Origin of the sequence: Mesorhizobium sp. M0045, from assembly GCF_040323385.1 — a bacterium.
Lineage (GTDB): Bacteria > Pseudomonadota > Alphaproteobacteria > Rhizobiales > Rhizobiaceae > Mesorhizobium.
The window spans coordinates 60,656-87,106 of the sequence record NZ_JAMYUY010000012.1 but is presented as its reverse complement, the minus strand read 5'-3'; the positions used below and the strand labels follow the sequence as shown (position 1 = coordinate 87,106).

The 26,451-nt window shown below is 62.0% G+C and carries 31 protein-coding genes; 18 read left to right on the top strand and 13 right to left on the bottom strand.

The annotated features are described in order from the left end of the window. Nucleotides 1–249: 249 nt before the first annotated feature. From urtA to NKJ72_RS19600, 6 genes are all read left to right on the top strand, one after another. Nucleotides 250–1,560, top strand: coding sequence for an urea ABC transporter substrate-binding protein (urtA, locus tag NKJ72_RS19625; RefSeq protein WP_502901871.1), 1,311 nt, complete (start codon nucleotides 250–252; stop codon nucleotides 1,558–1,560). A 101-nt stretch (nucleotides 1,561–1,661) separates the two neighbouring features. Then, complete coding sequence (gene urtB / locus NKJ72_RS19620; RefSeq protein WP_352478980.1) at nucleotides 1,662–3,278, top strand: urea ABC transporter permease subunit UrtB; 1,617 nt, start codon at nucleotides 1,662–1,664, stop codon at nucleotides 3,276–3,278. Further along, nucleotides 3,275–4,507 (top strand): urea ABC transporter permease subunit UrtC, encoded by a 1,233-nt coding sequence (urtC, locus tag NKJ72_RS19615; protein WP_502901869.1) that lies wholly within the window; start codon nucleotides 3,275–3,277, stop codon nucleotides 4,505–4,507. Before urtB ends, urtC begins: the two co-directional genes overlap by 4 nt. Before the next feature lie 7 nt (nucleotides 4,508–4,514). Next, complete coding sequence (gene urtD, locus NKJ72_RS19610) at nucleotides 4,515–5,261, top strand: urea ABC transporter ATP-binding protein UrtD (RefSeq protein WP_352478979.1); 747 nt, start codon at nucleotides 4,515–4,517, stop codon at nucleotides 5,259–5,261. A gap of 70 nt (nucleotides 5,262–5,331) precedes the next feature. Next, complete coding sequence (gene urtE, locus NKJ72_RS19605; RefSeq protein ID WP_352478978.1) at nucleotides 5,332–6,027, top strand: urea ABC transporter ATP-binding subunit UrtE; 696 nt, start codon at nucleotides 5,332–5,334, stop codon at nucleotides 6,025–6,027. 216 nt (nucleotides 6,028–6,243) lie between these two features. Further along, nucleotides 6,244–6,444, top strand: coding sequence for a hypothetical protein (locus NKJ72_RS19600; protein WP_023674857.1), 201 nt, complete (start codon nucleotides 6,244–6,246; stop codon nucleotides 6,442–6,444). A 43-nt stretch (nucleotides 6,445–6,487) separates the two neighbouring features. On the opposite strand, the gene NKJ72_RS19595 is transcribed toward NKJ72_RS19600, so the two are convergent. The 9 genes from NKJ72_RS19595 to NKJ72_RS19555 form a co-directional block, all read right to left on the bottom strand. Next, complete coding sequence (locus NKJ72_RS19595) at nucleotides 6,488–7,294, bottom strand: DUF72 domain-containing protein (protein WP_352478977.1); 807 nt, start codon at nucleotides 7,292–7,294, stop codon at nucleotides 6,488–6,490. Between the two features lie 28 nt (nucleotides 7,295–7,322). Continuing rightward, a complete protein-coding gene (locus NKJ72_RS19590; RefSeq protein WP_352479043.1) occupies nucleotides 7,323–7,787 on the bottom strand; it encodes a GNAT family N-acetyltransferase in 465 nt (154 codons plus the stop codon). 1 nt (nucleotide 7,788) lies between these two features. Further along, the gene (locus tag NKJ72_RS19585) at nucleotides 7,789–8,199 is read right to left on the bottom strand and encodes a DUF302 domain-containing protein (RefSeq protein ID WP_352478976.1); all 411 of its coding nucleotides are present in this window, start codon (nucleotides 8,197–8,199) and stop codon (nucleotides 7,789–7,791) included. After that, a complete protein-coding gene (uvrA, locus tag NKJ72_RS19580; RefSeq protein ID WP_352478975.1) occupies nucleotides 8,199–11,120 on the bottom strand; it encodes an excinuclease ABC subunit UvrA in 2,922 nt (973 codons plus the stop codon). The genes NKJ72_RS19585 and uvrA overlap by 1 nt, the downstream gene beginning before the upstream one ends. Nucleotides 11,121–11,828: 708 nt before the next feature. Beyond that, a complete protein-coding gene (locus tag NKJ72_RS19575) occupies nucleotides 11,829–12,125 on the bottom strand; it encodes a hypothetical protein (protein WP_352479042.1) in 297 nt (98 codons plus the stop codon). Nucleotides 12,126–12,223: 98 nt separating this feature from the next. Continuing rightward, on the bottom strand, nucleotides 12,224–12,829 hold the full coding sequence (locus tag NKJ72_RS19570; protein ID WP_254817374.1) for an ATP-dependent Clp protease proteolytic subunit: 606 nt from the start codon (nucleotides 12,827–12,829) through the stop codon (nucleotides 12,224–12,226). A 25-nt stretch (nucleotides 12,830–12,854) separates the two neighbouring features. After that, nucleotides 12,855–13,379 carry an SRPBCC family protein gene (locus NKJ72_RS19565; protein ID WP_352478974.1) on the bottom strand — a complete coding sequence of 175 codons (525 nt, stop codon included), beginning with the start codon at nucleotides 13,377–13,379 and terminating at the stop codon, nucleotides 12,855–12,857. Then, nucleotides 13,376–13,690, bottom strand: coding sequence for an ArsR/SmtB family transcription factor (locus NKJ72_RS19560; protein ID WP_352478973.1), 315 nt, complete (start codon nucleotides 13,688–13,690; stop codon nucleotides 13,376–13,378). The genes NKJ72_RS19565 and NKJ72_RS19560 overlap by 4 nt, the downstream gene beginning before the upstream one ends. An 81-nt stretch (nucleotides 13,691–13,771) precedes the next feature. After that, nucleotides 13,772–14,161 (bottom strand): cupin domain-containing protein, encoded by a 390-nt coding sequence (locus NKJ72_RS19555; RefSeq protein ID WP_352478972.1) that lies wholly within the window; start codon nucleotides 14,159–14,161, stop codon nucleotides 13,772–13,774. A 211-nt stretch (nucleotides 14,162–14,372) separates the two neighbouring features. Between NKJ72_RS19555 and NKJ72_RS19550 the strand changes: the two genes are divergently transcribed. Then, nucleotides 14,373–14,885: a single-stranded DNA-binding protein gene (locus NKJ72_RS19550; RefSeq protein WP_023674867.1), complete on the top strand. Its 513-nt coding sequence runs from the start codon at nucleotides 14,373–14,375 to the stop codon at nucleotides 14,883–14,885. A 123-nt stretch (nucleotides 14,886–15,008) separates the two neighbouring features. After that, nucleotides 15,009–15,434: an OsmC family protein gene (locus NKJ72_RS19545; RefSeq protein ID WP_352455706.1), complete on the top strand. Its 426-nt coding sequence runs from the start codon at nucleotides 15,009–15,011 to the stop codon at nucleotides 15,432–15,434. Between the two features lie 8 nt (nucleotides 15,435–15,442). Here NKJ72_RS19545 and NKJ72_RS19540 read toward each other — a convergent pair whose 3' ends face one another. After that, the gene (locus NKJ72_RS19540) at nucleotides 15,443–16,072 is read right to left on the bottom strand and encodes a MarC family protein (RefSeq protein WP_254817370.1); all 630 of its coding nucleotides are present in this window, start codon (nucleotides 16,070–16,072) and stop codon (nucleotides 15,443–15,445) included. Nucleotides 16,073–16,146: 74 nt separating this feature from the next. Further along, entirely contained in the window at nucleotides 16,147–16,677 is a 531-nt protein-coding gene (locus NKJ72_RS19535; protein ID WP_352478971.1) for a hypothetical protein, read from the bottom strand. An 86-nt stretch (nucleotides 16,678–16,763) separates the two neighbouring features. Between NKJ72_RS19535 and NKJ72_RS19530 the strand changes: the two genes are divergently transcribed. After that, nucleotides 16,764–17,591 (top strand): helix-turn-helix transcriptional regulator, encoded by an 828-nt coding sequence (locus NKJ72_RS19530; RefSeq protein WP_352478970.1) that lies wholly within the window; start codon nucleotides 16,764–16,766, stop codon nucleotides 17,589–17,591. Nucleotides 17,592–17,739: 148 nt separating this feature from the next. Continuing rightward, nucleotides 17,740–20,547: a DNA gyrase subunit A gene (gene gyrA, locus NKJ72_RS19525; protein ID WP_352478969.1), complete on the top strand. Its 2,808-nt coding sequence runs from the start codon at nucleotides 17,740–17,742 to the stop codon at nucleotides 20,545–20,547. 54 nt (nucleotides 20,548–20,601) lie between these two features. Here gyrA and NKJ72_RS19520 read toward each other — a convergent pair whose 3' ends face one another. Beyond that, nucleotides 20,602–20,754 carry a hypothetical protein gene (locus NKJ72_RS19520; protein WP_352478968.1) on the bottom strand — a complete coding sequence of 51 codons (153 nt, stop codon included), beginning with the start codon at nucleotides 20,752–20,754 and terminating at the stop codon, nucleotides 20,602–20,604. 196 nt (nucleotides 20,755–20,950) lie between these two features. On the opposite strand from NKJ72_RS19520, the gene coaD reads away from it, so the two are divergent. The 7 genes from coaD to tgt all read left to right on the top strand — a co-directional run bounded on the left by coaD (nucleotide 20,951) and on the right by tgt (nucleotide 25,549). Next, entirely contained in the window at nucleotides 20,951–21,451 is a 501-nt protein-coding gene (gene coaD, locus NKJ72_RS19515; protein ID WP_352478967.1) for a pantetheine-phosphate adenylyltransferase, read from the top strand. Nucleotides 21,452–21,526: 75 nt separating this feature from the next. Further along, complete coding sequence (locus NKJ72_RS19510) at nucleotides 21,527–22,117, top strand: peptidylprolyl isomerase (RefSeq protein ID WP_352478966.1); 591 nt, start codon at nucleotides 21,527–21,529, stop codon at nucleotides 22,115–22,117. 28 nt (nucleotides 22,118–22,145) lie between these two features. Then, nucleotides 22,146–22,658, top strand: coding sequence for a peptidylprolyl isomerase (locus NKJ72_RS19505; protein ID WP_254817363.1), 513 nt, complete (start codon nucleotides 22,146–22,148; stop codon nucleotides 22,656–22,658). Beyond that, a complete protein-coding gene (locus NKJ72_RS19500; RefSeq protein ID WP_352478965.1) occupies nucleotides 22,655–23,053 on the top strand; it encodes a hypothetical protein in 399 nt (132 codons plus the stop codon). Before NKJ72_RS19505 ends, NKJ72_RS19500 begins: the two co-directional genes overlap by 4 nt. Nucleotides 23,054–23,065: 12 nt before the next feature. Beyond that, nucleotides 23,066–24,151 (top strand): tRNA preQ1(34) S-adenosylmethionine ribosyltransferase-isomerase QueA, encoded by a 1,086-nt coding sequence (gene queA, locus NKJ72_RS19495; protein ID WP_352478964.1) that lies wholly within the window; start codon nucleotides 23,066–23,068, stop codon nucleotides 24,149–24,151. Beyond that, complete coding sequence (locus tag NKJ72_RS19490) at nucleotides 24,141–24,410, top strand: hypothetical protein (RefSeq protein WP_352478963.1); 270 nt, start codon at nucleotides 24,141–24,143, stop codon at nucleotides 24,408–24,410. The genes queA and NKJ72_RS19490 overlap by 11 nt, the downstream gene beginning before the upstream one ends. Before the next feature lie 8 nt (nucleotides 24,411–24,418). Next, entirely contained in the window at nucleotides 24,419–25,549 is a 1,131-nt protein-coding gene (gene tgt / locus NKJ72_RS19485; RefSeq protein WP_352478962.1) for a tRNA guanosine(34) transglycosylase Tgt, read from the top strand. 8 nt (nucleotides 25,550–25,557) lie between these two features. Here tgt and NKJ72_RS19480 read toward each other — a convergent pair whose 3' ends face one another. After that, on the bottom strand, nucleotides 25,558–25,977 hold the full coding sequence (locus tag NKJ72_RS19480) for a DUF4864 domain-containing protein (RefSeq protein ID WP_023674882.1): 420 nt from the start codon (nucleotides 25,975–25,977) through the stop codon (nucleotides 25,558–25,560). Between the two features lie 236 nt (nucleotides 25,978–26,213). On the opposite strand from NKJ72_RS19480, the gene NKJ72_RS19475 reads away from it, so the two are divergent. Beyond that, the gene (locus NKJ72_RS19475; RefSeq protein WP_023674883.1) at nucleotides 26,214–26,450 is read left to right on the top strand and encodes an Lrp/AsnC ligand binding domain-containing protein; all 237 of its coding nucleotides are present in this window, start codon (nucleotides 26,214–26,216) and stop codon (nucleotides 26,448–26,450) included. Nucleotide 26,451 lies beyond the last annotated feature (1 nt).

Below are 26,451 nucleotides of genomic sequence, written 5' to 3'. Positions count from 1 at the left end.
ATCCTCGCCAGGGCTCATATGATGCTGCTCAAAATTCAGGCATTGGCCTATATGTGAGCAAAACTTAGGCTGATATGGGTGATCCTTTCTCGTTTCGAAGATAGCAGGCGAGGTTCATCCCCTGCAGCTAATACATTAACCGACTGACAGAGCTGGAAAATCTCAAATCCTCCGACCTTGCTCCGGTGATTGGCACAGCCGTTGCATGGTCTGTCCCGATGCAGTTAACCAGCTTGGGAGTTTAAAAGTATGAGGGGCAGTTTCTCGACAATAGCAAAAATGTTTTCGGCCGGCGTGGTCACCGCCGGCCTGCTGATGAGCGTTCCCGCCAAGGCGGCCGACGACACCATCAAGGTCGGCATCCTCCATTCGCTGTCGGGAACCATGGCGATCTCGGAGACAACGCTGAAGGACGCCATGCTGATGCTCATCGAAGAGCAGAATGCCAAGGGCGGCCTGCTCGGCAAGAAGCTCGAGGCGGTGGTCGTCGATCCGGCTTCCAACTGGCCGCTGTTCGCCGAAAAGGCGCGCGAGCTGATCTCGAAGGACAAGGTCGCCGCGGTGTTCGGCTGCTGGACGTCGGTGTCGCGCAAATCGGTGCTGCCGGTGTTCAGCGAACTCGACAACATCCTGTTCTACCCGGTCCAGTATGAGGGTGAGGAAAGCGAGCGCAACGTGTTCTACACCGGTGCGGCGCCGAACCAGCAGGCCATTCCGGCCGTCGATTATCTGATGAGCGAGGATGGCGGTTCGGTGAAGCGCTGGGTGCTCGAAGGCACCGACTACGTCTACCCGCGCACCACCAACAAGATACTCGAGGCCTATCTGAAGGCGAAGGGCGTTGCCGCCGAAGACATCCTGGTCAACTACACGCCGTTCGGTTTCTCCGACTGGCAGACCGAAGTCTCGGCGATCAAGAAGTTCGGCTCGGCCGGCAAGAAGACCGCCGTCGTCTCGACCGTCAATGGCGACGCCAACGTGCCGTTCTACAAGGAGCTCGGCAACCAGGGCATCAAGGCTGAGGACATCCCGGTCATGGCCTTCTCGGTCGGCGAGGAAGAGCTTGCCGGTCTGGACACTGCGCCGCTGGTCGGCCATCTCGCCGCCTGGAACTATTTCGAAAGCGTCGATACGCCCGAGAACGCGAAGTTCATCGCCGACTGGCACAAGTTCATCAAGAACGACAAGCGCACCACCAACGATCCGATGGAAGCCCACTATATCGGCTTCAACATGTGGGTGAAGGCGGTCGAGAAGGCCGGCACCACCGATCCGGACAAGGTCATCGACGCCATGGTCGGCGTCTCGGTGCCGAACCTGACCGGCGGTTATTCAACCATGATGCCGAACCATCACATCACCAAGCCGGTGCTGATCGGCGAAATCCAGGCCGACGGCCAGTTCGAAACCGTCTCGCAGACGCCGGGCCTGGTAATGGGCGACGAGTGGTCCGACTACCTGCCTGACTCCAAGGACCTGATCTCCGATTGGCGCGCGCCTCTGTCCTGCGGCAACTTCAATGTCGCCACAGGCAAATGCGGCGGCAAGGGAACCAACTGATCCTCCCGGTCTGTCTTCCCAGACCGCAAAAGCCTCCGGGCGGGCTCGTCCTCCAGCCTGCCCGGAGGCGACATTCAACCTCCAAGAGCCACCAGAAACCGATGATCCTGATCCGCGCGATTGGCCTGATGCTGCTCCTCCTTCTGGGAATGCTGCTGCCGTCGAACGCCAGCGAATCCGATCTGCGCGCGGTCGTCGCCAAACTCGCCACCGCCTCCAATTTTTCAGCGATCGAAGCCGTCGTGCGCGAGCTTGCGGCAACCGGCGACACAGCCGTCGAACGGCCGCTTGCCGCGCTTGCGGAGGGCAGCCTTTACGTCCGCAAGGCCGATTCAGTAGTCTTTGTCGGCAAGGAGAGCGGCGACAGCATCGAACTGCTCGATGCGCTCACCGGCGAAAAGTCTGGCGAAGCAGCCAAGGCCGACATCACCAAGATCAAGGTCAACAACACGCTGCGCCGCGTCATCCGCGACGCGCTGGGCACGCTGACGCTCGGCTCCAAGGATCCGGCGGTGCGCATTGCCGCCGCCGACACCATGTTCAAGACGCCGGACGCGGCAAACATCGAGCCGCTCGACACCGCGATCGCCAATGAGAGCGCGGCAGGCGTCAGGGCGCTGCTCGAACAGGCCCGTGCCGCATCGGTTCTCGTTTCCGACAGGCCCGAGGCCGACAAACTGGCGGCGATCGCGCTCATCGGTGCGCGCGGCGACCGTGATGCGGTGTCGCTGCTCACGTCGGTGGAGGCCAGTTCCGAAGGTGCGGTGAAGGACGCGGCGACTGCGGCGATATCCAACATCAATTCGACGCTGGCGCTGTGGGATGCCGGCCAGAACATCTGGTACGGCATATCGCTAGGGTCGGTGCTGCTGCTGGCGGCGATCGGCCTTGCCATCACTTTCGGCGTCATGGGCGTCATCAACATGGCGCATGGCGAGATGGTCATGCTGGGCGCCTACACGACCTTCGTCGTGCAGGAGGTTATCCGCAATTCCTTTCCCGGCCTGTTCGACTGGTCGCTGGTCATCGCCCTGCCGCTGGCCTTCCTGGTGGCGGCGCTCGTCGGCCTTGTCATCGAGCGCGGGCTGATCCGCTTCCTCTATGGCCGGCCGCTGGAGACCCTGCTGGCGACATGGGGTGTCTCGCTGATCCTGCAGCAGGCCGTGCGCACCATCTTCGGGCCGACCAACCAGGAGGTTGGCAACCCATCCTGGATGTCAGGTTCGTTCGCGATCGGCCAGCTTTCGGTCACCTGGAACCGGCTCTGGATCCTGGCTTTTGCGCTCGGCGTCTTCGCGGTGTTGCTTTACGTGATGAAACGCACGCCCTGGGGGCTGCAGATGCGTGCCGTCACCGCCAATCGCCGGATGGCCGCCTCTATGGGCATCAGGACGCCGTGGGTCGATGCCCTGACCTTTGCATTGGGGTCAGGCATTGCCGGCATCGCCGGTGTCGCGCTCAGCCAGATCGACAATGTCTCGCCCAATCTCGGCCGCGGCTACATCATCGACAGCTTCATGGTCGTCGTCTTCGGCGGCGTCGGCAATCTCTGGGGCACGCTGGTCGGCGCCTTCTCGCTCGGCATTGTCAACAAATTCCTCGAACCCTATGCCGGAGCGGTGCTCGGCAAGATCGTCGTCCTGGTGCTGATCATCCTGTTCATCCAGAAACGCCCGCGCGGTCTGTTCGCGCTCAAGGGCAGGTCGGTGGAAGCATGATCACGGGACGCTTCTTTGCCGCCGGCGCCGACCGCCGCGTCGCCATCACCATCTTCATCCTGCTGGCGGTTGCAATCGTCGTGCCGCTGCTCAATCTTGCGGTCTCGCCGACAAGTGCGTTTTACGTGCCGTCCTATATCGTCGCGCTCACCGGCAAATATCTCTGCTATGCGCTGCTCGCCTTGGCCCTCGATCTCGTCTGGGGCTATTGCGGCATCCTCTCGCTCGGCCATGGCGCCTTCTTCGCACTCGGCGGCTATGCGATGGGCATGTATCTGATGCGCCAGATCGGCTCGCGCGGCGTCTACGGCAATCCGCTGCTGCCGGACTTCATGGTGTTCCTGAACTACAAGGAACTGCCGTGGTTCTGGTACGGTTTCGACCATTTCTGGTTTGCCGCAATCATGGTGCTTGCAGTACCCGGCCTGCTCGCCTTCGTCTTCGGCTGGTTTGCCTTCCGCAGTCGCGTCACCGGCGTCTATCTGTCGATCATCACCCAGGCGATGACCTATGCGCTGCTGCTTGCCTTTTTCCGAAACGACATGGGTTTCGGCGGCAATAACGGCCTGACCGACTTCAAGGATATTCTAGGCTTCAACGTGCAGGCCGACATGACACGCTCGGCGCTGTTCGCGGCCAGCGCCGTCATGCTGGCGTCTGCCGTCTTCGTCACCTGGGCAATCGTCGGTTCCAAATACGGCAAGCTTTTGATGGCGGTGCGCGACGCCGAAAGCCGCACGCGCTTTCTCGGCTGGCGGGCGGAGAACGTCAAACTGTTCGCCTTCACCGTGTCGGCGGTGATGGCCGGCATCGCCGGTGCGCTTTACGTACCGCAGGTCGGCATCATCAACCCTGGCGAATTCGAGCCGTCCAATTCGATCGAGGTGGTGGTGTGGGCGGCCGTCGGCGGGCGCGGCACCATCGTCGGGCCGATCATCGGCGCGCTTTTGGTCAATGCCGGTAAATCCTGGTTCACCGGGGTGCTGCCTGAATTCTGGTTGTTTGCGCTGGGCGGACTGTTTGTCGCCGTCACGCTGTTCCTGCCCAAGGGCATCATCGGCATGTGGGATTCCTGGCGCGGCAACGCCAAGACGTTGCGGGCGGCCTCGGTTGCCGAGGAAGCCGGGATCGATCCCGATGCGCAGGTGCCGCCGAAAACCGACCGTTCGGCGGCGAGAAGGCCGGGCGACTGGTCGGCCTCCAGCGCCGAACCGCAGCCGGCGGAGTGATGGCGTGATGTCGAAGAGCAACACCATCCTCTATCTCGACGGCGTCTCGGTTTCCTTTGATGGGTTTCGCGCCATCAACAACCTTTCGCTGGTGCTCGACAAAGGCGAGATGCGGGCGATCATCGGCCCCAACGGCGCCGGAAAGACGACGATGATGGACATCGTCACCGGCAAGACGCGGCCCGATGCGGGCGAGGTTTTCTTCAACGGTGAGGTCGACCTGACCAAACACGACGAGGCCGAAATCGCCATGATGGGCATCGGCCGTAAGTTCCAGAAGCCGACCGTCTTTGAAAGCCACACGATCGAGGACAATCTGATGCTGGCGCTGAAAGGCCCGCGCTCGATCTTCCCGGCACTGTTCCATCGTCGCTCGGCCGCGGAAGTGCGGCAGATCGACGACATCCTCGGCATCATCCGGCTTGGCGACAAGCGGGACGAACTCGCCGCCAATCTGAGCCACGGCCAAAAGCAATGGCTCGAGATCGGCATGCTTCTGGCGCAGGATCCGCTGCTGCTGCTGGTCGACGAACCGGTTGCCGGCATGACCGACGCCGAGACCGAGGAAACCGCGCGGCTGCTCAGGGATATCGCGCGCGACCATTCGGTCATCGTCGTCGAGCACGACATGCATTTCGTGCGCGAGCTCGGCGTCAAGGTTACCTGCCTGCACGAAGGCTCGGTGCTTTCCGAGGGCAGCCTCGACTTCGTTTCGGCCGACGAGCGCGTCGTCGAAGTCTACCTGGGGAGATGATCATGGTCTGGCGCGTTCCGTTCCATCATTTCGACCTTTCGTTCTTCACGCGTTGGAGAAAGCGCTGACCATGCTCGAAGTCTCCAATGCCACGCTGCATTACGGCGCCGCTCAGGCGCTGCGCGGTGTCTCGCTGACAGCCGGCGCCGGCAGGATCACCTGCGTGCTCGGTCGCAACGGCGTCGGCAAGACCAGTTTGATGAGATCGATCGTCGGCCATCACCGGCTGACGAGCGGAAGTGTTGCCTTCGAGGGGAAGGCGCTCGACCGGAGCGCGGCGTATGATCGCGCCCGGTCGGGCATCGCATTCGTGCCGCAGGGCAGGGAGATATTTCCGCTGCTTACGGTGCGGGAAAACCTCGAATCGGGCTTCGCGCCGCTGAAGCGCGCCGACCGCAACATTCCCGGTCACATCTTCGAATTGTTTCCGGTGCTGAAGCAGATGCTCGCGCGCCGCGGCGGCGATCTTTCCGGCGGCCAGCAGCAGCAGCTTGCCATCGGCAGGGCACTGGTGATGCGGCCGAAGCTGCTGGTGCTCGACGAGCCGACCGAAGGCATTCAGCCGTCGATCATCAAGGACATTGGCCGCGCCATCCGCTATCTGCGCGACCAGGCCGGTATCGCCGTGCTTTTGGTCGAACAGTATCTCGACTTCTGCCGGGAATTGGCCGACGAGGTCAACATCATGGACCGTGGCCAGATCGTTCATACCGGCCCGGCCGAGGATCTCGACCGGGCGGACGTCCGCAAATTCCTGACCGTCTGAATTCTTATTGATTCTATTACTTTGCAACTCTGGCGCGCTGCAGATTGCGTGCTAGATTTTGCTTGGCCTTGGTGAGTCGGCCGCTTTCCGTACCAGTTTCAACTTGGCAGATCAGGGGAAGGCGCGGCTGCGTCGGCACGCTTGCGCGCAAGCCCTTCCCTTCGAGCGTTCTGTTGTCGTCCAACATTTCGGGTGCTTGGGAGCCAGGGCCAGTCAATGGAGCGCTATGTCGAGGACTATCAGAAACGACGGCTCACGGAGCGCGTCGACATCCTGACAGCCATCAACATTCTGAAATCGCAGGGGTATGACCACGACGAACTCATCGCGGAGATCACCAAGGTCTTCTATGTCGATCTCGATGCTTTCAATGAGATCGTCAGGGTTGATCGGCGTCCGGACGAACGCGCCGCATAGCCGGTAGTTTAGGACCAAGCCAGGCGGACCACCGACAGCGGCGTCAGCCTGCGACCCGCTTCATCAGGGCGATGGCGCCGAATGGAGCGCGGACCTTGCCCTCTGTGATGAAGTAGACGAACACATCGCGTGGCTTGACCGGCGCGTCGGTTGAAGGATCGGCACGCGACAGGTCGGCCGGCACCTTGCCTTCCGCCCAGGTTTTTGCGCGCGCCGCCCATTCGTCGAGCGCCTTTGGCGTGTAGCAATCGGGATTGTCGTCGCTGCCGGTCTGCAGCCGCGCATAGATGAAATCGCCGGTAACGTCGGCAATCCCAGGATATTTGGCGTGGTCGGCATAGACGATGGCGGCCTTGTGCTTTCGCGCCAAGGCGGCGAACTCCGGCACGACGAAGCTGTCGTTGCGCACCTCGACCGCGTGGCGCAGCGCAACGCCGTCCTGCTTTTCCGGCAACAGCTTGAGGAAGGCCTCGAAATCGTCAGGGTCGAATTTCTTGGTCGGCGCGAACTGCCACAGGATCGGCCCGAGCTTGTCGCCAAGTGCCGCGACGCCCGACCCGAGGAAGCGCATGATCGATTCCCCGGCCTCGCCGAGCACGCGGCGGTTGGTGACGAAGCGGTTGCCCTTCAGCGAATAGACGAAACCATCCGGCGCCTCGTTGGCCCATTTGACGAAGGTCGGCTCCTTGAAGCTCGAATAATAGGTGCCGTTGACCTCTATGGTGGGCACCTGCCGGCTGGCATAATGCAGTTGCTTGGCCTTCGACAATTTGTCCGGGTAGAAGGACGTGTCCCACGGCTCGAAGGTCCAGCCGCCCATGCCGGCGCGGATTGTTCCTGATTGAGTCATGGTCGTCCTCCCGGTTTGCAGAAAAGGATCACGCGATGGCGGTCGTCTCGACGGCTTTCGCCATGTCGATGACCGTCCATCCTGGCCGATATGGATTGGGACGGCGACCCGTTTCGCGAAAGCCGTAGGCCTTATACAACGAAACGTTCCGTTCCATTCTGGCATTGGTGTAGAGTCGGATTTCAGGCAAGCTCCACAAGCGCGTCTGTTGCTCGGCCCAGTCGAGCAGCCCGATGCCGAAACCCTTGCCCTGAAAGGCTGGCGCAACGGCAACGCTGAAGATCATTGTATGGTCCGCATGTCGTTCGAGAACGATCAGGCCGGCCGGCTGTCCGTTCTGCTCCAAAAGCCAGACCTCGCCGCGTTGGATGCGCGGCGCATAGTCCTCTGTGGCGGGGATCGGCGGCGCTCCGAACAGGGCAGTGTAGGGCGCGTAGGCGTCGGTGGTGAGCGAAATCACCGTGGAGAGATCATCGGCCCGAGCGGCTCTCACATCAAAACTGGCCCGCGCCGGCAGCGGCCGCAATCACCTTGTCCATGCCGTCGGCGATCGCAGCGACGGCATTGCGACTGGCGTCGCCCAAGCCGTGGCGCTCAGCGAGCCAGCGTGCGTCATTGTAGGAGAGCCAGATCTCGCCTTGCTCGTCCTCCCAAGCCAGTGCCTTGACCGGCAGATCGATGCCGGCAAGCTGCCGGTCCTGCATCAGTGGCGTACCGCCTTTCGGATTGCCGAAAATCAGGAGCTGGGTTGAACGCAGTGATGTTTCGACGCTGCGCGCACCAGCGGCGTGATCAATGCGGGCGAAGACCAGCAATCCTGCACGTTCGACAGTTTCGACCAGGCGATCGATGGTTTCGGTCACGCCGAAGCGGCTTTGGACCGTGATGAGACCGTTCTTTGCCATCACTCCGCCGCTTCGCGCTTGCCTCCGGGGCGCCGCTCCAGCAATTCCCTCAGGAACTGCCCGGTATAGCTGCGTTTTTCGCGGACGATGTCCTCCGGCGTGCCGGACGCCACCAGCTCGCCGCCGCCGTCACCACCTTCGGGGCCAAGATCGAGAACCCAGTCAGCGGTCTTGATCACCTCCAGATTGTGCTCGATGACGACGACCGTGTTGCCCTGGTCGACCAGCTCGTGCAGCACTTCAAGCAACTTGGCGACGTCGTGGAAATGCAGGCCGGTGGTTGGCTCATCGAGAATGTAGAGCGTCTTGCCGGTCGCCTTGCGCGACAGTTCCTTGGCAAGCTTGATGCGCTGCGCCTCGCCGCCCGACAAGGTCGTTGCCTGCTGGCCAACATGGATGTAGCCGAGGCCGACCCGTTTGAGTGTCTCCAGCTTGTCGCGCACGCCGGGCACGGCGGCGAAGAAATCGACGCCTTCCTCGACTGTCATGTCGAGAACGTCGGCGATCGACTTGCCCTTGAACAGGACGTCCAGTGTCTCGCGGTTGTAGCGCTTGCCGTGGCAGACGTCGCAGGTGACGTAGACGTCGGGCAGGAAGTGCATCTCGATCTTGATGACGCCGTCGCCCTGGCAGGCCTCGCAGCGGCCGCCCTTGACGTTGAACGAGAAGCGGCCCGGCTGGTAGCCGCGCGCCTTGGCCTCCGGCAAGCCGGCGAACCAGTCGCGGATCGGCGTGAAGGCGCCGGTATAGGTGGCGGGGTTGGAGCGCGGGGTGCGCCCGATCGGCGACTGGTCGATGTCGATGACCTTGTCGAGGAATTCCAGGCCCTCGATGCGGTCGTGCTCGGCCGGATGCTCGCGCGAGCCCATGATGCGGCGCGACGCCGCCTTGAACAGGGTCTCAATCAGGAAGGTCGACTTGCCGCCGCCGGACACGCCGGTCACGGCGGTAAACGTGCCGAGCGGGATTTCGGCGGTGACGTTCTTCAGATTGTTGCCGCGCGCGCCGACGACCTTCAGCCGGCGGTTCTTCTTGGCCTCGCGCCGCACTGCCGGCGTCGCCACTTCGAGCTCGCCCGACAGATATTTGCCGGTGATCGAAGCGGGCGTCGCCATGATCTGCTGCGGCGTGCCCTGGGCGATGATATGGCCGCCATGAATGCCGGCGGCCGGGCCGATATCGACGACATAGTCGGCGTGCAGGATGGCGTCCTCGTCGTGCTCGACGACGATCACTGTGTTGCCGATATCGCGCAGATGCTTCAGCGTATCGAGCAGGCGGGCATTGTCGCGCTGGTGCAGACCGATCGACGGCTCGTCCAGCACGTAAAGCACGCCGGTCAGGCCGGAGCCGATCTGCGAGGCAAGACGGATGCGCTGGCTCTCGCCGCCTGACAGCGTGCCGGAGTTGCGCGACAGCGTCAGATAATCGAGCCCGACATCGTTGAGGAAGCGCAGCCGCTCGCGGATTTCCTTGAGCACGCGCACCGCGATCTCGTTCTGCTTGTCGTTGAGCGAAGCGGGCAGATCGGTGAACCACTGGTCGGCCTTGCGGATCGACAGCTCGGTGACCTCGCCAATGTGCTTGCCGGCGATCTTGACCGCGAGCGCCTCGGGCTTCAGCCGATAGCCGCGGCAGGCCGGGCAGGGCGTGGCCGACATGAAGCGCTCGATCTCCTCGCGCATCCAGGCGGATTCGGTTTCCTTCCAGCGGCGCTCGAGGTTGGGGATGACGCCCTCGAAGGTCTTGGTCGTCTTGTAGGAGCGCAGGCCGTCATCGTAGTGGAAGGTGATTTCGCGCTCGCCGGTGCCGTGCAGGATGGCTTGCTTTGCCTCTTCGCTCAGATCCTTGAACTTGTCGCCAAGCTTGAAGCCGTAGGCAACGCCCAGCGCTTCCAGCGTTTGCGCATAATAGGGCGACGTCGATTTCGCCCAAGGGCTGACGGCGCCGGCGCGCAGCGAGACATTCTCGTCGGGCACGACCAGGCTGGCATCGATGGCGCGTTGGCTGCCGAGCCCATCGCAGGTCGGGCAGGCGCCGAACGGATTGTTGAAGGAGAACAGCCTGGGCTCGATCTCGGGAATGGTGAAGCCGGATACCGGGCAGGCGAACTTTTCCGAGAACAGCATGCGTTCATGCGTCTCGTTCTTCGATTTATTGACCGAATCCTCGCCGGTCTGGCTGGCGTCGAGCGGCCTGTCGGCAAATTCCGCTACCGCCAGTCCGTCGGCAAGCTTCAGCGCGGTCTCGATGGAATCGGCGAGCCGTGTCGCCAGATCGCCGCGCACGACGATGCGGTCGACGACGACGTCGATGTCGTGCTTGTACTTCTTGTCCAGCGCCGGCACGTCGGCGATCTCGTAGAAGACGCCATCGACTTTGACGCGCTGAAAACCCTTCTTCTGCAGCTCCAGCAGTTCCTTGCGGTACTCGCCTTTGCGGCCGCGCACCATCGGCGCCAGGATGAACAGCCGGGTGCCTTCCTCGACTGCAAGCACCCGGTCGACCATCTGCGAGACCGTCTGGCTCTCGATCGGCAGGCCGGTGGCCGGCGAATAGGGTACACCGACGCGGGCGAACAAAAGCCGCATATAATCGTAGACCTCGGTGACGGTGCCGACAGTCGAACGTGGGTTCTTCGAGGTAGTCTTCTGCTCGATGGAGATGGCTGGCGACAGGCCGTCGATCTGGTCGACGTCCGGCTTCTGCATCATTTCGAGGAATTGTCGTGCATAGGCCGAAAGGCTCTCGACATAGCGGCGCTGGCCCTCGGCATAGATCGTGTCGAAGGCAAGCGACGACTTGCCTGACCCCGACAGCCCGGTCATGACGATCAGGCTGTCACGCGGCAGGTCGAGATCGACATTCTTCAGATTGTGTTCGCGTGCCCCGCGAATGGAGAGATATTTATGGTCGGCCATCGCCGGTCGCCGCCTCAGAATCTGGAATTCGTGGGATGGGCGGGTTTTCCCGACCATCCCCTATGTAGGTAATTTCGCCGCCTTTTCGAGAGACGCCACAACTCTCGACCAAAGCGTTTAACCGCCTTTCGCGCGAACGGGCAAGCGGAAAGAACAAAGGCCGAACACGCTCCTGACAAAAGCTGCCCGTGCGGCTGGGTTCACCCCGGGTTCACAAAGCGTCTCGTGATCACATTTTTCGGTAATCGGCCATTCAAGGTTGACGTCCACCTGTCACGGGGGCAGACTCCAAACGTCAACGAAGCCGGCCGTCTTTCGATGGCCTCGCGGCCTGGGGCTAGCCTGCGAGACGCCGCGGGTTATGCGATGAGCGCTTCGACGACGACAGTCGCAACGAACAGAAGGAGAGCAGAGGCATGACTCCACCGGACAGTTCCTTGAGGCTCCACGTGTCGCTGGAGCCGCGGCAGGTATAAGTGGCTAGGCCAAGCGTTTTGCGCTACCTGCCAACGTTGACCTGCCGATCCCCACAACAATCAGAGACTGCTAGTCGGATCGTCGGCTGAACGCCGCGAAGCATCCGAAATAAAAAGCCGGCAGTACACTCCCGGCGATTTGGATTTTAGATCCAAGAAGCCCCGTCAATTGCACAAGCAATGACGGGGCTGTTCGTGTGAAGCGCACATTTGTCGCGCATACCAGGCGAACTTACCGGCTGGGGGGCCTGATTCCGCCGGTAGCGACATCGATGGTTATGCTGCCGGAAATCCGAACGTCGGTATCGCCGATCTTGAACGTGCCGTTGCCGCTGCTTGGAACCGCGTCGTCGGGCTCAGGCTGCGGCCCTGGCTCGGCGATGCGATAGTCGCTGGTCACGCCGGGCAGGGCGCCCTTTTGCGAAGACGTCGAATTATCTTGGGCAAATGCCATGTCCACCAGCATGTTCGTGCCGGCCACAGTAGCGATAGCAAGGCATAACAGGCTGGATGAACGGCTGGCGGTCATCGCCGGACTATAGTGCCGTGATGGCGGCAAGACCAGATCGACGGCGCTGAAATCGCGGGCGATCAATCGCCTCGGTTCCGTCCGCCGGGCCGGCTCGTTCATGCGGCCTGCTTGCGAGTGTCGAAAACATGGTCGACGAGTCCCCAATCCTTGGCCTCCTGGGCGGTCATGAAAAAGTCGCGGTCGAGCGTGCGTTCCACTTCTTCGTAGGTGCGGCCGCAATGGTGGGCGTAGAGATCGGTCATGCGCCGCTTGGTGCGAAGGATGCCCTCGGCATGGCGCTGGATATCGGAGGCTTGGCCCTGGAAACCGCCGAGAGGCTGATGCAGCACGATGCTGGTGTTGGGTAGCGCGATACGCCGCCCTGGCGTGCCCGCCATCAGGAGAAACGAGGCCATCGAGGCGGCGAAGCCCATACAAACGGTGGAGACCGGGCAGCTGATATACTGCATCGTATCGTAGATGGCGAAACCGCTGGTCACCACGCCACCCGGCGAGTTGATGTAGAGCGAGACCTCCTTGTCGGGATTGTCGGATTCCAGCGACAGAAGCTGGGCGCAGACCAGCGCCGAGGTGCCGTCGTCGATCGGCCCGTTGATGAAGACGATGCGCTCGCGCAGCAGCCGCGAAAATATGTCGAAGGCACGTTCGCCGCGGCTCGACTGCTCGATCACCATCGGCACCAAATTGGCAAGGCCGCTCATCGTTATCTCCTTTGACTGTCGTCGTTCAGGCCGCGCGCATAAAGAGGCGCGGGGTGTTTGCGGCGTTCTGCTTGTACTTGGGAGTGCGCGCTTCAAACGAAAGTCGGCAACCGGCGCCTGCGATCGCGATCTCCGGCACTGCTGCCCGAGCAAAACCATCATGGACGATGCGCAGATGCGTGCCGCCGGAAACGGTGCGGTCGAGCGTAAAGGTGACGATGCTGTCCACTGGGCTATCGTTCATTGGGCTGCCCACCGGGCTGTCGGGCGGCACCTGCGTATCGCCGGGCGCCGGCCGCTCCCGCCAGGAATAGCGCAGCAGCCGTCCGGGATCCGCGTCGAGGATTTCGCACTCGATCGGCGCAGCCGGCGCTTTAAAGGCAAAGCGGTTGCCGACCTTTGGTTCAATGTCGTTTGGCATCATCCAGGCCGCGAGCAGGTCCGGCACTGTCAGCGCCCGCCACACTTTTTCCGGCGGCTCGGCCAACTCGCACTCGAACTCGATCTTGTCTGCCGCCATTTCCGCGCGTTCTTTGCCTCGGCTGGTCATTGGTCCATGTCCTTCAAAACCGTCTTGAGCCTTTCGATGCGCTCTGGCCAGAACGCGCGGTAGCGTTCGATCCAGCCGAGCAGCGGCGCAAGCCCGTTCGGATCGGCGCGATAATAGGCATTGCGGCCGGCCCGGCGTTCGACCACGAGGCCGGCACCTCGCAGCACCGCGAGATGCTGCGATACCGCCGGCTGCGAAACCGGCATGCCATTACGGAGTTCCGATACCGTCATCTCGCCGTCGGCGAGCCGCTCATAGACGGCGCGACGCGTTGGATCGGCCAGTGCCCGAAAAATCTCTGCTTCGATCATTCCAAAAGCATAAGTCGATACTTATCGGTTTGGCAAGTCGCGTTTTTAAGACAGGCAGTGTTTTTTGCGACGAGCGAGATTTTACAAACGCGTCGGAAGCCAGCGTCTCACCATGTCTGGAGATCCGTTAAACGTTGCCTCAAAAACTGGTGACGCGAGCACGGCATGAATATGAAGCAGTTCGGAGCCGACGTTTCGGAAGCCATGTTGCCTGTGCGCGGCAACAACAAGCGACTGTCCGGCAGTCAAGACGAGATGCTCGTCATCGATCCACATCTCGGCCCTGCCGGCGATGACGGTAAGCACTTCCTCGACCGGGTGCCAATGTGTCGGGGCGCCAACCGCAGGTTCGACCCATTGTTCAAATATGCAAAGTTGAGTTGCGCCGTTGCAGGCCGAGACATGCATGCGGGTCTTTACTCCCGTCCGCCATTCTTCTTGCGGCTGATCGTCATGCTCGACCATCTTCATTGAGTTCGCCTCGATCTCCGGGTTCGTGGAAGTTCGACGCCAAGACACTACCTGTTACTGACATCTATTGACAGTGCAGGACCTTTAACCTAGAACGAAAAGAGAACAAAAAACCTTGTGGGAAAAGGCAGCCACAGCAGGCAGGGATTATCCATAGTCTGTAAGGTGCAGCGACAGAAAATCTGGTTTCGGATGAGCGCGGAGAAGTATCATGGCGGGTAGCGTCAACAAGGTCATTCTGGTGGGCAACCTCGGTGCGGACCCTGAAATCCGCCGCCTGAATTCGGGTGACCCGGTCGTCAATATCCGCATCGCGACGTCGGAAAGCTGGCGCGACAAAACCTCTGGAGAGCGCAAGGAAAAGACCGAGTGGCACAATGTCGTGATTTTCAACGACCAGATCGCCAAGGTGGCCGAGCAGTATCTGAAGAAAGGCATGAAGGTCTATGTCGAGGGCCAGCTGCAGACGCGCAAATGGCAGGACCAGACCGGCAATGACCGCTATACGACTGAGGTTGTGTTGCAGAAATTCCGCGGCGAGCTGCAGATGCTCGACGCACGGGGCGAGGGCGGCGGCCAGGTCGGCAACTATGCCGGTGGTGGTGCGAGCCGCGGTTCCGATTTCGGCCAGTCAGGCCCGGGCGAAAGTTTCAATCGCGGTGGCGCCAACAAGGGCGGCGGCGGCGGTTCATCGCGCGAGCTGGACGACGAAATCCCGTTCTGATTTCTCGGGGCGGACTGCCCTTGCGGCGAAAAGCGCCAGCACCTTGGCCACGAAATGGCGTCCCGAAAATCGGTCTTGGATTTTCGGGACGTTATGCGTTTGAGCGGTGAAAGGACGTATCAAGTGAAAGCAAGGGTCAAATGGGTGGAGGAGCGCACTTTTGTTGGCGAGTCCGCCAGTGGGCACAAGCTGGTGCTAGGCACGGCGTTCGGGCCGGAGGGCAAGACGCCGGGGCCGAGCCCAATGGAACTGGTGCTGATCGGCACCGGAGGCTGCTCGGCCTATGACGTGGTCCATATCCTCGAAAAGGGGCGCGAGGCGGTCGAAGATTGCGTGGTCGAACTCGATGCCGACCGTGCAGAAGCCGATCCCAGGGTGTTCACCCGCATTCACATGCATTTTGTCGTCAAGGGCCGGGCGCTGTCACACGACAAGGTGAAGCGGGCGATCGGGCTTTCGATCGAGAAATACTGCTCGGCCTCGGCAATGATGGCCAAGACTGCCGAGATTACCCATGACTTCGAAGTCATTGAAACGACAGCGAAGTAGGGCAGTTCCTAGGTCGCCATCAGCGCCTTGATGCCGTCGGCGACGAACTGTATGGCGAGCGCCGCCAGGATGACGCCGAGCAGCCGTGTCAGGATCGAACGGCCGGTTTGGCCGAGAATACGGTCGATGCGCTCTGACAGCACGAACACCAGGTAGGTGATGACGAGGCAGATGGCGATGATGCCGACAAGGGCTGTCTGCGCGCCAAAACCCTGAAACGAGCTTGAGAGCAGGACGGTCGCCGAAATCGCGCCGGGACCCGCAATCAGCGGGATCGCCAGCGGAAAGGCGGCGATGTTGTGGATCATGTCCCTGGTGATGGCGACGTCGCCGATCTTCTCCTTACGGTCCTGCCGGCGCTCGAACACCATTTCGAAGGCGATGAAGAACAGCAGAAAGCCGCCGGCGACGCGGAAGGCCGGCAGGGTGATGCCGAAGACCGACAGGATCGACGCGCCGGCGATTGCGAACAATGCCATCACCAGGAAAGCGATGATCGAGGCGCGCACGGAGACCTGGTTGCGCTCCTCGCGGTTCATGCCGCGGGTCACGGCAAGGAAGAGCGGCGCGAGGCCGGGCGGATCGATCGTCACCAGTATGGTGACGAAGGCGTTGAACAGGCTGTCGAAGCTCGGCATGCTGACCCTCCCCGCCGGCAACGCCGGTTAGCGGGATTGGTAGAGCAAAGCGAAGCCAGTGGAAACCGTGCGGATCAGGGGCTGGCGGTGCGGCGCGCCAGAAACTCGACTTCGAGACGCCAGGTGGCGCCGTCGTCATACGAACGCTCGCCCAGCCAGCGGAAGGAATCTCCGGTGATCCGGGAAAAGCTCCAGCGTACCGAAGGGCCGGTGCCGTCTGCGCCTAATTGGACGATCGTGTCGCCTTCGACGCGGCCCAGCTGGCGGCTGTAATACTGGTTGCGCGGGTCGCTCCAGAAGATGTGCCAGGCGTCGACGCCTGGGTCATAGACGCGCAACGTCGTGCCATAGAAGGTCCATTTGCCGAGCGAAGGGGAGGAACCAGCGTCACGAGCTGGCAGGATCCATACGTCCTGGATCGCGCGGCCTTCAAGCACCCAGCCGAAATGCACCTCGCCGCGCCCGGTCAGCACCTGACCGTCTTCGAGATGGCGCGTGGCGTCGAACGTCCAGGCGCCGACGAAGCGGCCGTAAAGGTTCAGTTTCTCGGCAAGGGCCGGTGTGGGCCCATCGCTGTGCAGGGCCTTGGCAAAGGAATTGGACATGGCTTCGCTCTCATCTTGTCAGGAGACCGACAAGCATAGAGGCCGGCAGGGGTTCTGCGCTTGGGAAAAATTGCTATGTTTGGGCGATGACGACGAGCGCGCATAGGCTGGCGTCGGGCCGAGGCTGGCAGGTGTCGGATGTCATCTGCACCGCCAGCGCCGCTGACAGGCCATTCGAGGAGGAGCATCGGGATTTCTGCGTTGCTGCCGTAACCAGCGGCACCTTCCGCTATCGTGCCCGCCAGGGCACGGCGATGCTGGCGCCGGGCGCGCTCCTGCTCGGCAATCCCGGCACATGCTACGAGTGCGGGCACGAGCATGGCGCCGGCGACCGCTGCCTCTCCTTCCATTTCGGACCGGCCTGCATGGAGCGGATCGTCGCCGACGTGCCGGGCGCCAAGACGTTCGATTTCAGCACGCCGCACCTGCCGCCCTTGCCGGCGCTGGTGCCGCTGCTCGCCGAAGCGGAGGCGGCGCGCGAGATGGCCGACACCGGCGCGTTCGAGGAACTCGCCCTGCGCATTGCCGGTGCCGCGGTAACAGCGGCTTGCAGCGCAACGGATCGGGGACGGACGCCGAGCCGCCGTGACCAGAAGCGTGTTGCCGAAGCGGTGCGGCGCATTGAAGTCGATGCCGACCGGCCGATCTCGCTTGCCGAACTCGCCGACGAGACCGCCACAAGCCCTTACCATTTCCTGCGCACCTTCCGGCACGTTGCCGGTATGACGCCCTACCAATTCCTGCTGAGAACGCGGCTGCACAGGGCAGCCGTGCGGCTGCGGACGTCAGATAACACAATTTCGGCGATCGCCTTTGCGGCGGGATTCAACGATCTATCAACCTTCAACCGCCGTTTCCGGCGGCTGATGGGCGAGGCGCCGGGTACTTATCGCGCCCGCCGGCGACGCCGGTGAACGGGTGCCACGGCCATATCGTCGCAATTGGTGTATCCTTTTGAATTTGCCGCTAAAAACCAGATTGGAAAACTGCCGCGATTGTTGGAGTTTCGGGCCGGCTTCCTATATAAGCACCAAGTGATTCCTGATTAGATTGTGATCCGATTTGACTGACCAAAAGACACCGCGCGGCGCCGACGGCGGCCCCACCGGCATCGAGCCGATATCCATCATCGAGGAGATGCAGCGCTCTTATCTCGATTACGCCATGAGCGTGATCGTCAGTCGCGCGCTGCCGGACGTGCGCGACGGCCTCAAGCCGGTGCATCGCCGCATCCTCTACGCCGCCTATGAGAGCGGCTATCACTGGAATCGTAAATATGTGAAATCGGCACGCCCGGTCGCCGACGTGATGGGTAAATACCATCCGCACGGCGACGCCTCTATCTACGACGCTTTGGTGCGCATGGCGCAGGACTGGTCGCTGCGCGTGCCGCTGATTGACGGGCAGGGCAATTTCGGCTCGATCGACGGCGATCCGCCCGCGGCGATGCGCTACACGGAATCGCGGCTGACCAAGGTCGCGCATGAGTTGCTGGAAGACATCGACAAGGACACCGTCGATTTCCAGGACACTTACGATGCGTCGGGCAGCGAACCGAAAGTCCTGCCGGCGCGCTTTCCGAACCTGCTGGTCAACGGCTCCGGCGGCATCGCCGTCGGCATGGCCACCAACATCCCGCCGCACAATCTGGGCGAGGTCTGCAACGGCGCCATTGCCCTCATCGACAATCCAGCGATCGACCTTCCGGCGCTGATGGAGATCATTCCGGGACCGGATTTCCCGACCGGCGGCATCGTGCTTGGCCGTTCCGGCATCTACAGCGCCTATTCGACCGGCCGCGGCTCCATCGTCATGCGCGGCCGCGTCAACGTCGAGGCGCGCGGCAACGACCGTGAATCGATCGTCATCACCGAGGTTCCCTATCAGGTGAACAAAGCGTCGATGATCGAGAAGATGGCCGAACTGGTGCGCGACAAGCGCATCGAGGGCATTTCCGACATTCGCGACGAGAGCGACCGCCAGGGTTACCGCGTCGTCATCGAACTGAAGCGCGACGCCGTCGCCGACGTCATCCTCAACCAGCTTTACCGCTTCACTCCGCTGCAGACGTCCTTCGGTGCCAATATGGTGGCGCTGAACGGCGGCAAGCCGGAATTGCTGACGCTGACCGATATGCTGAAGGCGTTCGTCGCCTTCCGCGAGGAGGTGATCAGCCGGCGCACGAAATTCCTGCTGCGCAAGGCGCGCGACCGCGCCCATGTGCTGGTCGGCCTTGCCATCGCTGTTGCCAATATCGATGAAGTCATCAAGCTGATCCGCAGCGCTCCGGACCCGCAGACGGCGCGCGAGCAGTTGATGGAGCGGCGCTGGCCTTCGGGCGACGTGGAATCGCTGATTCTTCTGATCGACGACCCGCGCCATCGCATCAACGAGGACGGTACCTACAATCTCTCCGAGGAGCAGGCGCGCGCCATCCTCGAACTGCGCCTGCAGCGCCTGACCGCGCTCGGCCGCGACGAGATCGCCGACGAGCTGAACACGATCGGCGACGAGATCAAGGACTACCTGGACATCCTGTCGTCCCGCGCCCGCGTCCAGCAGATCGTCAAGGACGAGCTCATCGCCGTGCGCGACGAGTTCGGCACGCCGCGCCGCACCGAGCTCGCCGAGGGCGGGGCGGACATGGAAGACGAGGACCTGATCCAGCGCGAGGACATGGTCGTCACGGTCAGCCATTCCGGCTATATCAAGCGCGTGCCGCTGTCGCTCTACCGGGCGCAGCGCCGCGGCGGCAAGGGCCGCTCCGGCATGTCGACCAAGGAAGAGGATTTCGTCACCCGGCTGTTCGTCGCCAACACGCACACGCCGGTGCTGTTCTTCTCTTCGCGTGGCATCGTCTACAAGGAAAAGGTCTGGCGCCTGCCGATCGGCAACCCGCAATCGCGCGGCAAGGCGCTGATCAATATGCTGCCGCTCGAACAGGGCGAGCGCATCACCACGATCATGCCGCTGCCGGAGGATGAGACGAGTTGGGGCGAGCTCGACGTCATGTTTGCCACCACGCGTGGCACCGTGCGTCGCAACAAGCTGTCGGACTTCGTCCAGGTCAACCGCAACGGCAAGATCGCCATGAAGCTGGACGAGGAAGGCGACGAGATCCTCGGCGTCGAGACCTGCACCGATAATGACGACGTGCTTTTGACGGCAAGTTCCGGCCAGTGCATCCGCTTCCCGGTCAGCGACGTACGCGTCTTCCAGAGCCGCAATTCGGTCGGCGTGCGCGGCATCGCCATGGCCGATGGCGACCGGGTGATCTCGATGGCGGTGATCGAGCACGTCGATGCGCCTCCGGCGGAGCGTGCCGCCTATCTCAAGCGGGTGCTGGCTGAACGCCGGCTCGCCGCCGACATCGCCGCCGGTGAGGAGGAAGAAATCCAGCTTACCAACGAAGAGGTCGGCGAAGAGGCGGAGCTTTCGGACGAGCGCTACGAATTCCTCAAGGCACACGAGCAGTTCGTGCTGACGGTGACGGAATATGGCTACGGCAAGCGTTCGTCGTCGTACGATTTCCGCCTGACCGGTCGCGGCGGCAAGGGTATCCGCGCCACCGACGTTTCGAAAACGGCCGAAATCGGCCGTCTGGTGGCGACCTTCCCGGTCGGCAATGATGATCAGATCATGCTGGTTTCGGATGGCGGCACCGTCATCCGCGTCCCGGTCAACGGCATTCGCTTCGCCAGCCGCGCCACCAAAGGCGTTACGATCTTTAATACCGCAGAGGGCGAGAAGGTCGTTTCGGTGGAGCGGATTTCGGAGCCGCAGGCGGACGAAGAGATCGAAGAGGGTGTCGAGGCTGAAAGCGGCGCTGCTACCGAAGGTGGGGAGCCTGACAACAACAACGTCGAGTGAGTTGCCACGACGCCGCCAGCCCGATAGGTCGGTCCGGTGTTGTCAACAAACACTCTAGAAATGCCGATAAGGCCTACGGATGCCGAAGCCTTCGAACTGCTTGGTATTGGCCTTGGCGCGGACGCGCTGTGCTTCCTGATGTAACCCGAATACGGTAGCGATCAGCATGGCGACGGTCATTGCGGTGGCAAGCATGTAGATCAGCATGTGCGTGTTCTCCTGCGCCTAACAACGATCAGGTGGGTGTTTGGTTTCATCTTTTGCAGCTGCAACTTAGTGAACACTGCGTGAAGCCGTTGTGAGCGGCACATTCATCTGTCGTTCACGTCGGCCAAAAGGTTCATGGGGCGGGCCTGTCGATCGGATTTGCCTTTAGGGGAGAGGCTCGCTAGAAGCACCTGCCATGACCGAACGCATCGCCCTTTATGCCGGCTCTTTCGACCCGCTGACCAACGGCCATCTCGACGTTCTGAAGGCATCGCTGGCCGTGGCGGATACAATCTTTGCGGCGATCGGCACCCATCCCGGCAAGAAGCCGTTGTTTTCCTTCGAGGAACGGGTTGGCCTGATCGAAACGGCCGCGAAGGCGGAATTCGGCAGCGACGGTGCGCGTATCAAAGTGGTCGCCTTCGACGGACTGGTCATCGATGCGGCCAGGAAGCATGGCGCCTCGATCATGATCCGCGGCCTGCGCGACGGCACCGATCTTGACTATGAGATGCAGATGGCCGGCATGAACGAGACCATGGCGCCGGAGCTGCAGACGGTGTTCCTGCCCGCCAGCCCCTCGGTGCGCACCATTACCGCCACACTTGTGCGCCAGATAGCTTCGATGGGAGGCGACATCCGCCCCTTCGTGCCGGCGGCCGTGGCCGGCGCGCTCGCCGCCAAATTCGCGAAATAAATGCATGTCACCCAAAAGTGGAACCCGGCTTTGGGTAACGACATGCATGAACGAAGATATTCGGAGAAAGATCCCATGCAGCTGAAAAAGCTTGCCTTCTTGCTTGCCGTGTTTGCCGGTCTTGTGACCGCATCCGTGTCGGCCTTTGCCGCTGATCCGGAAAACACCATGATCGTAACGCTGAAAGACGGCGAGGTGACCATCGCGCTGAGGCCCGACCTTGCGCCGAAACACGTCGCGCAGATCAAAAAGCTGGTGCGCCAGGGCGCCTACGACAACGTCGCCTTTCACCGCGTCATCGACGGCTTCATGGCGCAGACCGGCGACGTCAAGTTCGGCAACATGAAGAGCGGCTTCAATGCCGACGCTGTCGGCACCGGCGGCTCCGATCTTCCTGACCTGCCGGCCGAATTCTCCAGTACCGAGCACTACCAGCGCGGCGTGGTCGGCATGGCCCGCTCCGATGATCCGAATTCCGCCAATTCGCAATTCTTCATCATGTTCGCGCCGGCACCGCCGCTCGATGGCCAGTACACCATCGTTGGCAATGTCGTCAGCGGCATGGAGCTGGTGGACCACATCAAGAAAGGCGACGAGGCGCAGAACGGGACGGTGACCGATCCCGATCGCATGATCAAGGTGCGCATCGCCGCCGACGGCAAGTAAACCCAAGTTTCAAAAGGATATTTCTGACATGGCCGAAATCAAGGACCGCGAGAACGCGCTTATCATGGACACGACCAAGGGCAAGGTCGTCATCGAATTGTTTCCAGATCTGGCGCCCGGCCATGTCGGCCGTATCAAGGAGCTAGCACGCGAAGGCGCCTATGACGGCGTGGTCTTCCACCGCGTCATCGACGGCTTCATGGCGCAGACCGGCGACGTGAAGTTCGGCAATTCCAACAAGCCGTCTTTCGCGCCGTCGCGCGCCGGCACTGGCGGTTCCGACAAGCCCGATCTGAAGGCCGAGTTCTCCAACGCCAACCATGGCCGCGGCACCTGTTCGATGGCGCGCTCGCAAAACCCGAACTCGGCCAATTCGCAGTTCTTCATCTGCTTCGACGACGCCGCCTTCCTCAACCGCCAGTACACTGTATGGGGCCAGGTCATCGAAGGCATGGACAATGTCGACAAGATCAAGCGCGGCGAACCGGTGCAGGACCCCGACAAGATCGTATCGCTCAAGGTTGCGGCCGACGTAAAATGACCGGCCGGGCTGTCGCGGCCATCGCATTTGTGCTCGTCGCGGCGGCCACTCCGGCGCTGGCGACGGAATCGATCGTCTGCAGCGCCGACGGCGGCGCGGCATCGATTGATGTTTTGATGGGACACACGGCCGTCATTGCGCTGGCGCGTGTGTGGCTGGATGCCGGCGGCAAGACATGGACCACGGACGGACAGCCAGGCTCAACGAAAGTCATCGTTGGACAGGCATTCGAAGACGACGAGCGCATGCTGATCGATCTCACTGATGAGGGCCTCAGCTCGATCGTCGCCAAATTGCGGCTGGTCAAGGCCAGTGAGCAGTCCAGTTTCGCGATGGGCGGCACGCTGAGCATTGACGGTGTCGGTGCCTGGGCGGTGACCTGCCCGGAACCTTGAGGCGGGGTTTTCTTGCGCGTCGACCTTTTCGACTTCGATCTGCCGGAAGAACGCATCGCGCTTCGCCCAGCCGAGCCGCGCGACAGCGCCAGGATGCTGGTGGTCAGGCCGGGTGAGGGGCTCGAAGACCTGACGGTGCGCGACCTGCCGGCCCTGCTCAAGGCCGGTGATGTGCTGGTCTTCAACGACACCAAGGTCATTCCGGCACAATTGAAGGGCATCAGGCGGCGCGGCGAAGCAGCAGCGCAGGTCGAAGCCACGCTGCATATGCGGACGGCGCCCGACCGCTGGCTCGCCTTCATGCGTCCGGGCAAGCGCATTGCAGCCGGCGACCGCATCCATTTCGGTCATGATGCCAATTCCTGCTTTCTCGGCCAACTCGATGCAACCGTGATCGAGAAGGGGGAAGGCGGCGAGGTGCTGCTCAGCTTCGACCTGTCAGGGCCGTTCCTCGACGAAGCGCTGCACGCTGTCGGCCACATCCCGCTGCCGCCCTACATCGCCTCCAAGCGTGACGACGACGAACGCGACCGAAGCGATTACCAGACCATTTATGCCAGGGAGGAGGGCGCGGTCGCCGCGCCGACGGCAGGGCTGCATTTCACGCCGGAGCTGTTTGCGACGCTCGATGCCAAGGGCATAGAGCGCCGTTTCGTCACGCTGCATGTCGGCGCCGGTACGTTCCTGCCGGTGAAGGCGGACGACACCGCCGACCACAAGATGCACGCCGAGACCGGTTCGGTCAGCGCGGAAACCGCCGAGGCGCTGAATGCGGCGAAAGCAAAAGGAGGGCGCATTATCGGTGTCGGCACGACATCGCTGCGCTTGCTGGAGAGCGCGGCTGGCGAGGAGGGCAGGCTGGCCGCATGGTCAGGCCCGACCGACATCTTCATCACCCCCGGCTATCGCTTCAAGACCGCCGACATGCTGATGACCAATTTCCATCTGCCGCGTTCGACGCTGTTCATGCTGGTCTCGGCCTTCTGCGGTTTGCAGACGATGCGGGCGGCCTATGCGCATGCCATCGAGAATCGCTACAGGTTTTATTCCTATGGAGACGCAAGTCTTCTGTTCAGGGAGGATAGTAATGGACGATGACCTGGAAACCTTCGACCGCGAAGCATTGATCGGCGAGGTCAGGAAATTACGCGCCGGCATCCGCCAACACCGCGACGCCACCGGCCATGATCTGTGCTGGCATCATCCCGACCTGTGGTCGCTTTTGCCCGAAAAGACCGAGCCGGCGATTGCCGTGCCGCCGTGGCCGAAATTCATGCGCGGCTGCATCCGCTACCGTCAATCGCTCGATAAGCAAGCTCCGGACGCGCTGGTATTCGACAAGGAGTTCGATGGCTAGGGAATTCAATGACTGACGCATTCACCTTCAAGGTGCTGGCGACCGACGGCAGGGCGCGGCGTGGTGCAATCACCATGCCGCGCGGGGAAATCCGCACGCCTGCCTTCATGCCGGTCGGTACCGGCGGCACGGTGAAGGCCATGTATATGGATCAGGTGCGCGGCGTCGGCTCGGACATCATCCTTGGTAATACCTACCACCTGATGCTGAGACCTGGCGCCGAGCGCGTGGCGCGGCTCGGCGGCCTGCATGAGTTCGCCCGCTGGCCGCATCCGATCCTGACCGACAGCGGCGGCTTCCAGGTGATGTCGCTATCGAAGCTGAGGAAACTGACCGAGAACGGCGTGACCTTCCGTTCGCATATCGACGGCGGCGCCTTCGAGATGTCGCCGGAGCGTTCGATTGAGATCCAGGGGCTGCTCGATTCCGACATCCAGATGCAGCTCGACGAATGCACGGCTCTGCCGGCCAAGCAGAACGAGATCGAGCGTGCCATGGAGTTGTCGTTGCGCTGGGCCGAGCGTTGCAAGACGGCATTCGGCGAGCAGCCCGGCAAGGCGATGTTCGGCATTGTGCAAGGCGGCGACGTGCCGGATCTGCGGCTGCGCTCGGCGCAGGCGCTGAAGGCAATGGAGCTGAAGGGCTACGCGATCGGCGGGCTGGCTGTCGGCGAGCCGCAAGCGGTGATGCTGGAGATGCTCGACATCACTTGCCCGGAGCTGCCGGTTGAGCGGCCGCGCTACCTGATGGGCGTCGGCACCCCGGACGACATCTTGAAGTCGGTAGCGCGCGGCATCGACATGTTCGATTGCGTGATGCCGACGCGGGCAGGGCGCCACGGTCTTGCCTACACGCGGCGCGGCAAGGTCAATCTGCGCAACGCCCGCCATGCCGACGATCCGCGTCCGCTCGATGAGGAAAGCGACTGCCCGGCCGCACGCGACTATTCGCGCGCCTATCTGCACCATCTGGTGCGCTCGCAAGAGGCGCTTGGGGCGATGCTCCTGACCTGGAACAATCTGTCCTATTACCAGCAGCTGATGCGCGACATTCGTGAAGCGATCGAAGCTGGCAGGTTGGAAGCACGCTCAGCTGAGATTTCCGAAGGCTGGAGGCGGGGCGATCTCCCAGTGAGGTGATCGAAGGCTCAAGTGCTGAGCGACGTGGACGCGCGCAGGCTGCAGCCGGTGATCCGAAAGCTGCCGTCAGGCTGTAGTTCGAGCGTGTAGACCGCCTCGTAGTCCTTGCCATCCGGGCCGACGATCAGCACCTGCTGGATGATCGAGGTCGGGCTCGTCTCGCGAACCTTGCCGAAGGAGTAGGTCTGCGGCTGGCGCACCGGCGGATAGCCGTTGGTCACCATGTTCATGAAGGTATCGACGGTCGGAAAGATGCGCTTCACATTCGGTGCGGCAAAGCTGTAGGCCGTCATTCCGTCATTGGCGATGAAGGCCCTCAACTGACCATCGATGACCGTCTGTGCCGCTTTGACTTCGGCGTCGCCAGCAAAGGCCTGGGATGCGAAAATGAATGGAACGACTGCGAATGCGAAAAACGCGCGGCGCATGGCCTGTCTCCGTTGTCCCCGAGAAATCGCTGCCTGAAGGTACATGATACCATACGCTTTGCCATGCTTCAGGGTTTCAGCCGAGCGTAAACATTCGGCGTGGCAGTCCGTGTCCGAGCCGAAAAAGCATTGTCGAGGCGAGACAGCCTAAGCGATTGCCGATGCTTGAAAGCCGGGCGGCAGTCTGCCACAAGGGCCGCTCGATTAGAGCGTGCGATGTTGGACAGGACCAGGCAATGAAGGCATTTTTCGTGCAGATAAAGTGCGATCTGGGCAAGGCCTACGACGTTGCCAGCGCCCTGGCCGATGCCGAGATTGCTTCGGAAATCTACTCGACAGCCGGCAACTACGACCTGCTCGCCAAATTCTATGTCGACGACGAGGAAGACATCGGCCACTTCGTCAACGAGAAAGTGCAGATTCTCCCGGGCATCAAGGATACGTTTACGGTCGTCACCTTTCGCGCGTTTTGAT

Coding starts and splice junctions, on each gene's coding strand:
- urtD (WP_352478979.1), top strand. CDS start 4,515: ATGTCGAAGAGCAACACCATCCTCTATCTCGACGGCGTCTCGGTTTCC.
- NKJ72_RS19600 (WP_023674857.1), top strand. CDS start 6,244: ATGGAGCGCTATGTCGAGGACTATCAGAAACGACGGCTCACGGAGCGC.
- NKJ72_RS19535 (WP_352478971.1), bottom strand. CDS start 16,677: ATGTCCAATTCCTTTGCCAAGGCCCTGCACAGCGATGGGCCCACACCG.
- NKJ72_RS19570 (WP_254817374.1), bottom strand. CDS start 12,829: ATGAGCGGCCTTGCCAATTTGGTGCCGATGGTGATCGAGCAGTCGAGC.
- urtE (WP_352478978.1), top strand. CDS start 5,332: ATGCTCGAAGTCTCCAATGCCACGCTGCATTACGGCGCCGCTCAGGCG.
- uvrA (WP_352478975.1), bottom strand. CDS start 11,120: ATGGCCGACCATAAATATCTCTCCATTCGCGGGGCACGCGAACACAAT.
- NKJ72_RS19565 (WP_352478974.1), bottom strand. CDS start 13,379: ATGACCAGCCGAGGCAAAGAACGCGCGGAAATGGCGGCAGACAAGATC.
- NKJ72_RS19505 (WP_254817363.1), top strand. CDS start 22,146: ATGGCCGAAATCAAGGACCGCGAGAACGCGCTTATCATGGACACGACC.
- NKJ72_RS19555 (WP_352478972.1), bottom strand. CDS start 14,161: ATGAAGATGGTCGAGCATGACGATCAGCCGCAAGAAGAATGGCGGACG.
- NKJ72_RS19575 (WP_352479042.1), bottom strand. CDS start 12,125: ATGACCGCCAGCCGTTCATCCAGCCTGTTATGCCTTGCTATCGCTACT.
- NKJ72_RS19595 (WP_352478977.1), bottom strand. CDS start 7,294: ATGACTCAATCAGGAACAATCCGCGCCGGCATGGGCGGCTGGACCTTC.
- NKJ72_RS19550 (WP_023674867.1), top strand. CDS start 14,373: ATGGCGGGTAGCGTCAACAAGGTCATTCTGGTGGGCAACCTCGGTGCG.
- NKJ72_RS19480 (WP_023674882.1), bottom strand. CDS start 25,977: ATGCGCCGCGCGTTTTTCGCATTCGCAGTCGTTCCATTCATTTTCGCA.
- tgt (WP_352478962.1), top strand. CDS start 24,419: ATGACTGACGCATTCACCTTCAAGGTGCTGGCGACCGACGGCAGGGCG.
- urtA (WP_502901871.1), top strand. CDS start 250: ATGAGGGGCAGTTTCTCGACAATAGCAAAAATGTTTTCGGCCGGCGTG.
- NKJ72_RS19585 (WP_352478976.1), bottom strand. CDS start 8,199: ATGGCAAAGAACGGTCTCATCACGGTCCAAAGCCGCTTCGGCGTGACC.
- NKJ72_RS19500 (WP_352478965.1), top strand. CDS start 22,655: ATGACCGGCCGGGCTGTCGCGGCCATCGCATTTGTGCTCGTCGCGGCG.
- NKJ72_RS19490 (WP_352478963.1), top strand. CDS start 24,141: ATGGACGATGACCTGGAAACCTTCGACCGCGAAGCATTGATCGGCGAG.
- urtB (WP_352478980.1), top strand. CDS start 1,662: ATGATCCTGATCCGCGCGATTGGCCTGATGCTGCTCCTCCTTCTGGGA.
- NKJ72_RS19475 (WP_023674883.1), top strand. CDS start 26,214: ATGAAGGCATTTTTCGTGCAGATAAAGTGCGATCTGGGCAAGGCCTAC.
- NKJ72_RS19540 (WP_254817370.1), bottom strand. CDS start 16,072: ATGCCGAGCTTCGACAGCCTGTTCAACGCCTTCGTCACCATACTGGTG.
- NKJ72_RS19530 (WP_352478970.1), top strand. CDS start 16,764: ATGACGACGAGCGCGCATAGGCTGGCGTCGGGCCGAGGCTGGCAGGTG.
- coaD (WP_352478967.1), top strand. CDS start 20,951: ATGACCGAACGCATCGCCCTTTATGCCGGCTCTTTCGACCCGCTGACC.
- NKJ72_RS19560 (WP_352478973.1), bottom strand. CDS start 13,690: ATGATCGAAGCAGAGATTTTTCGGGCACTGGCCGATCCAACGCGTCGC.
- NKJ72_RS19510 (WP_352478966.1), top strand. CDS start 21,527: ATGCAGCTGAAAAAGCTTGCCTTCTTGCTTGCCGTGTTTGCCGGTCTT.
- urtC (WP_502901869.1), top strand. CDS start 3,275: ATGATCACGGGACGCTTCTTTGCCGCCGGCGCCGACCGCCGCGTCGCC.
- NKJ72_RS19520 (WP_352478968.1), bottom strand. CDS start 20,754: ATGCTGATCTACATGCTTGCCACCGCAATGACCGTCGCCATGCTGATC.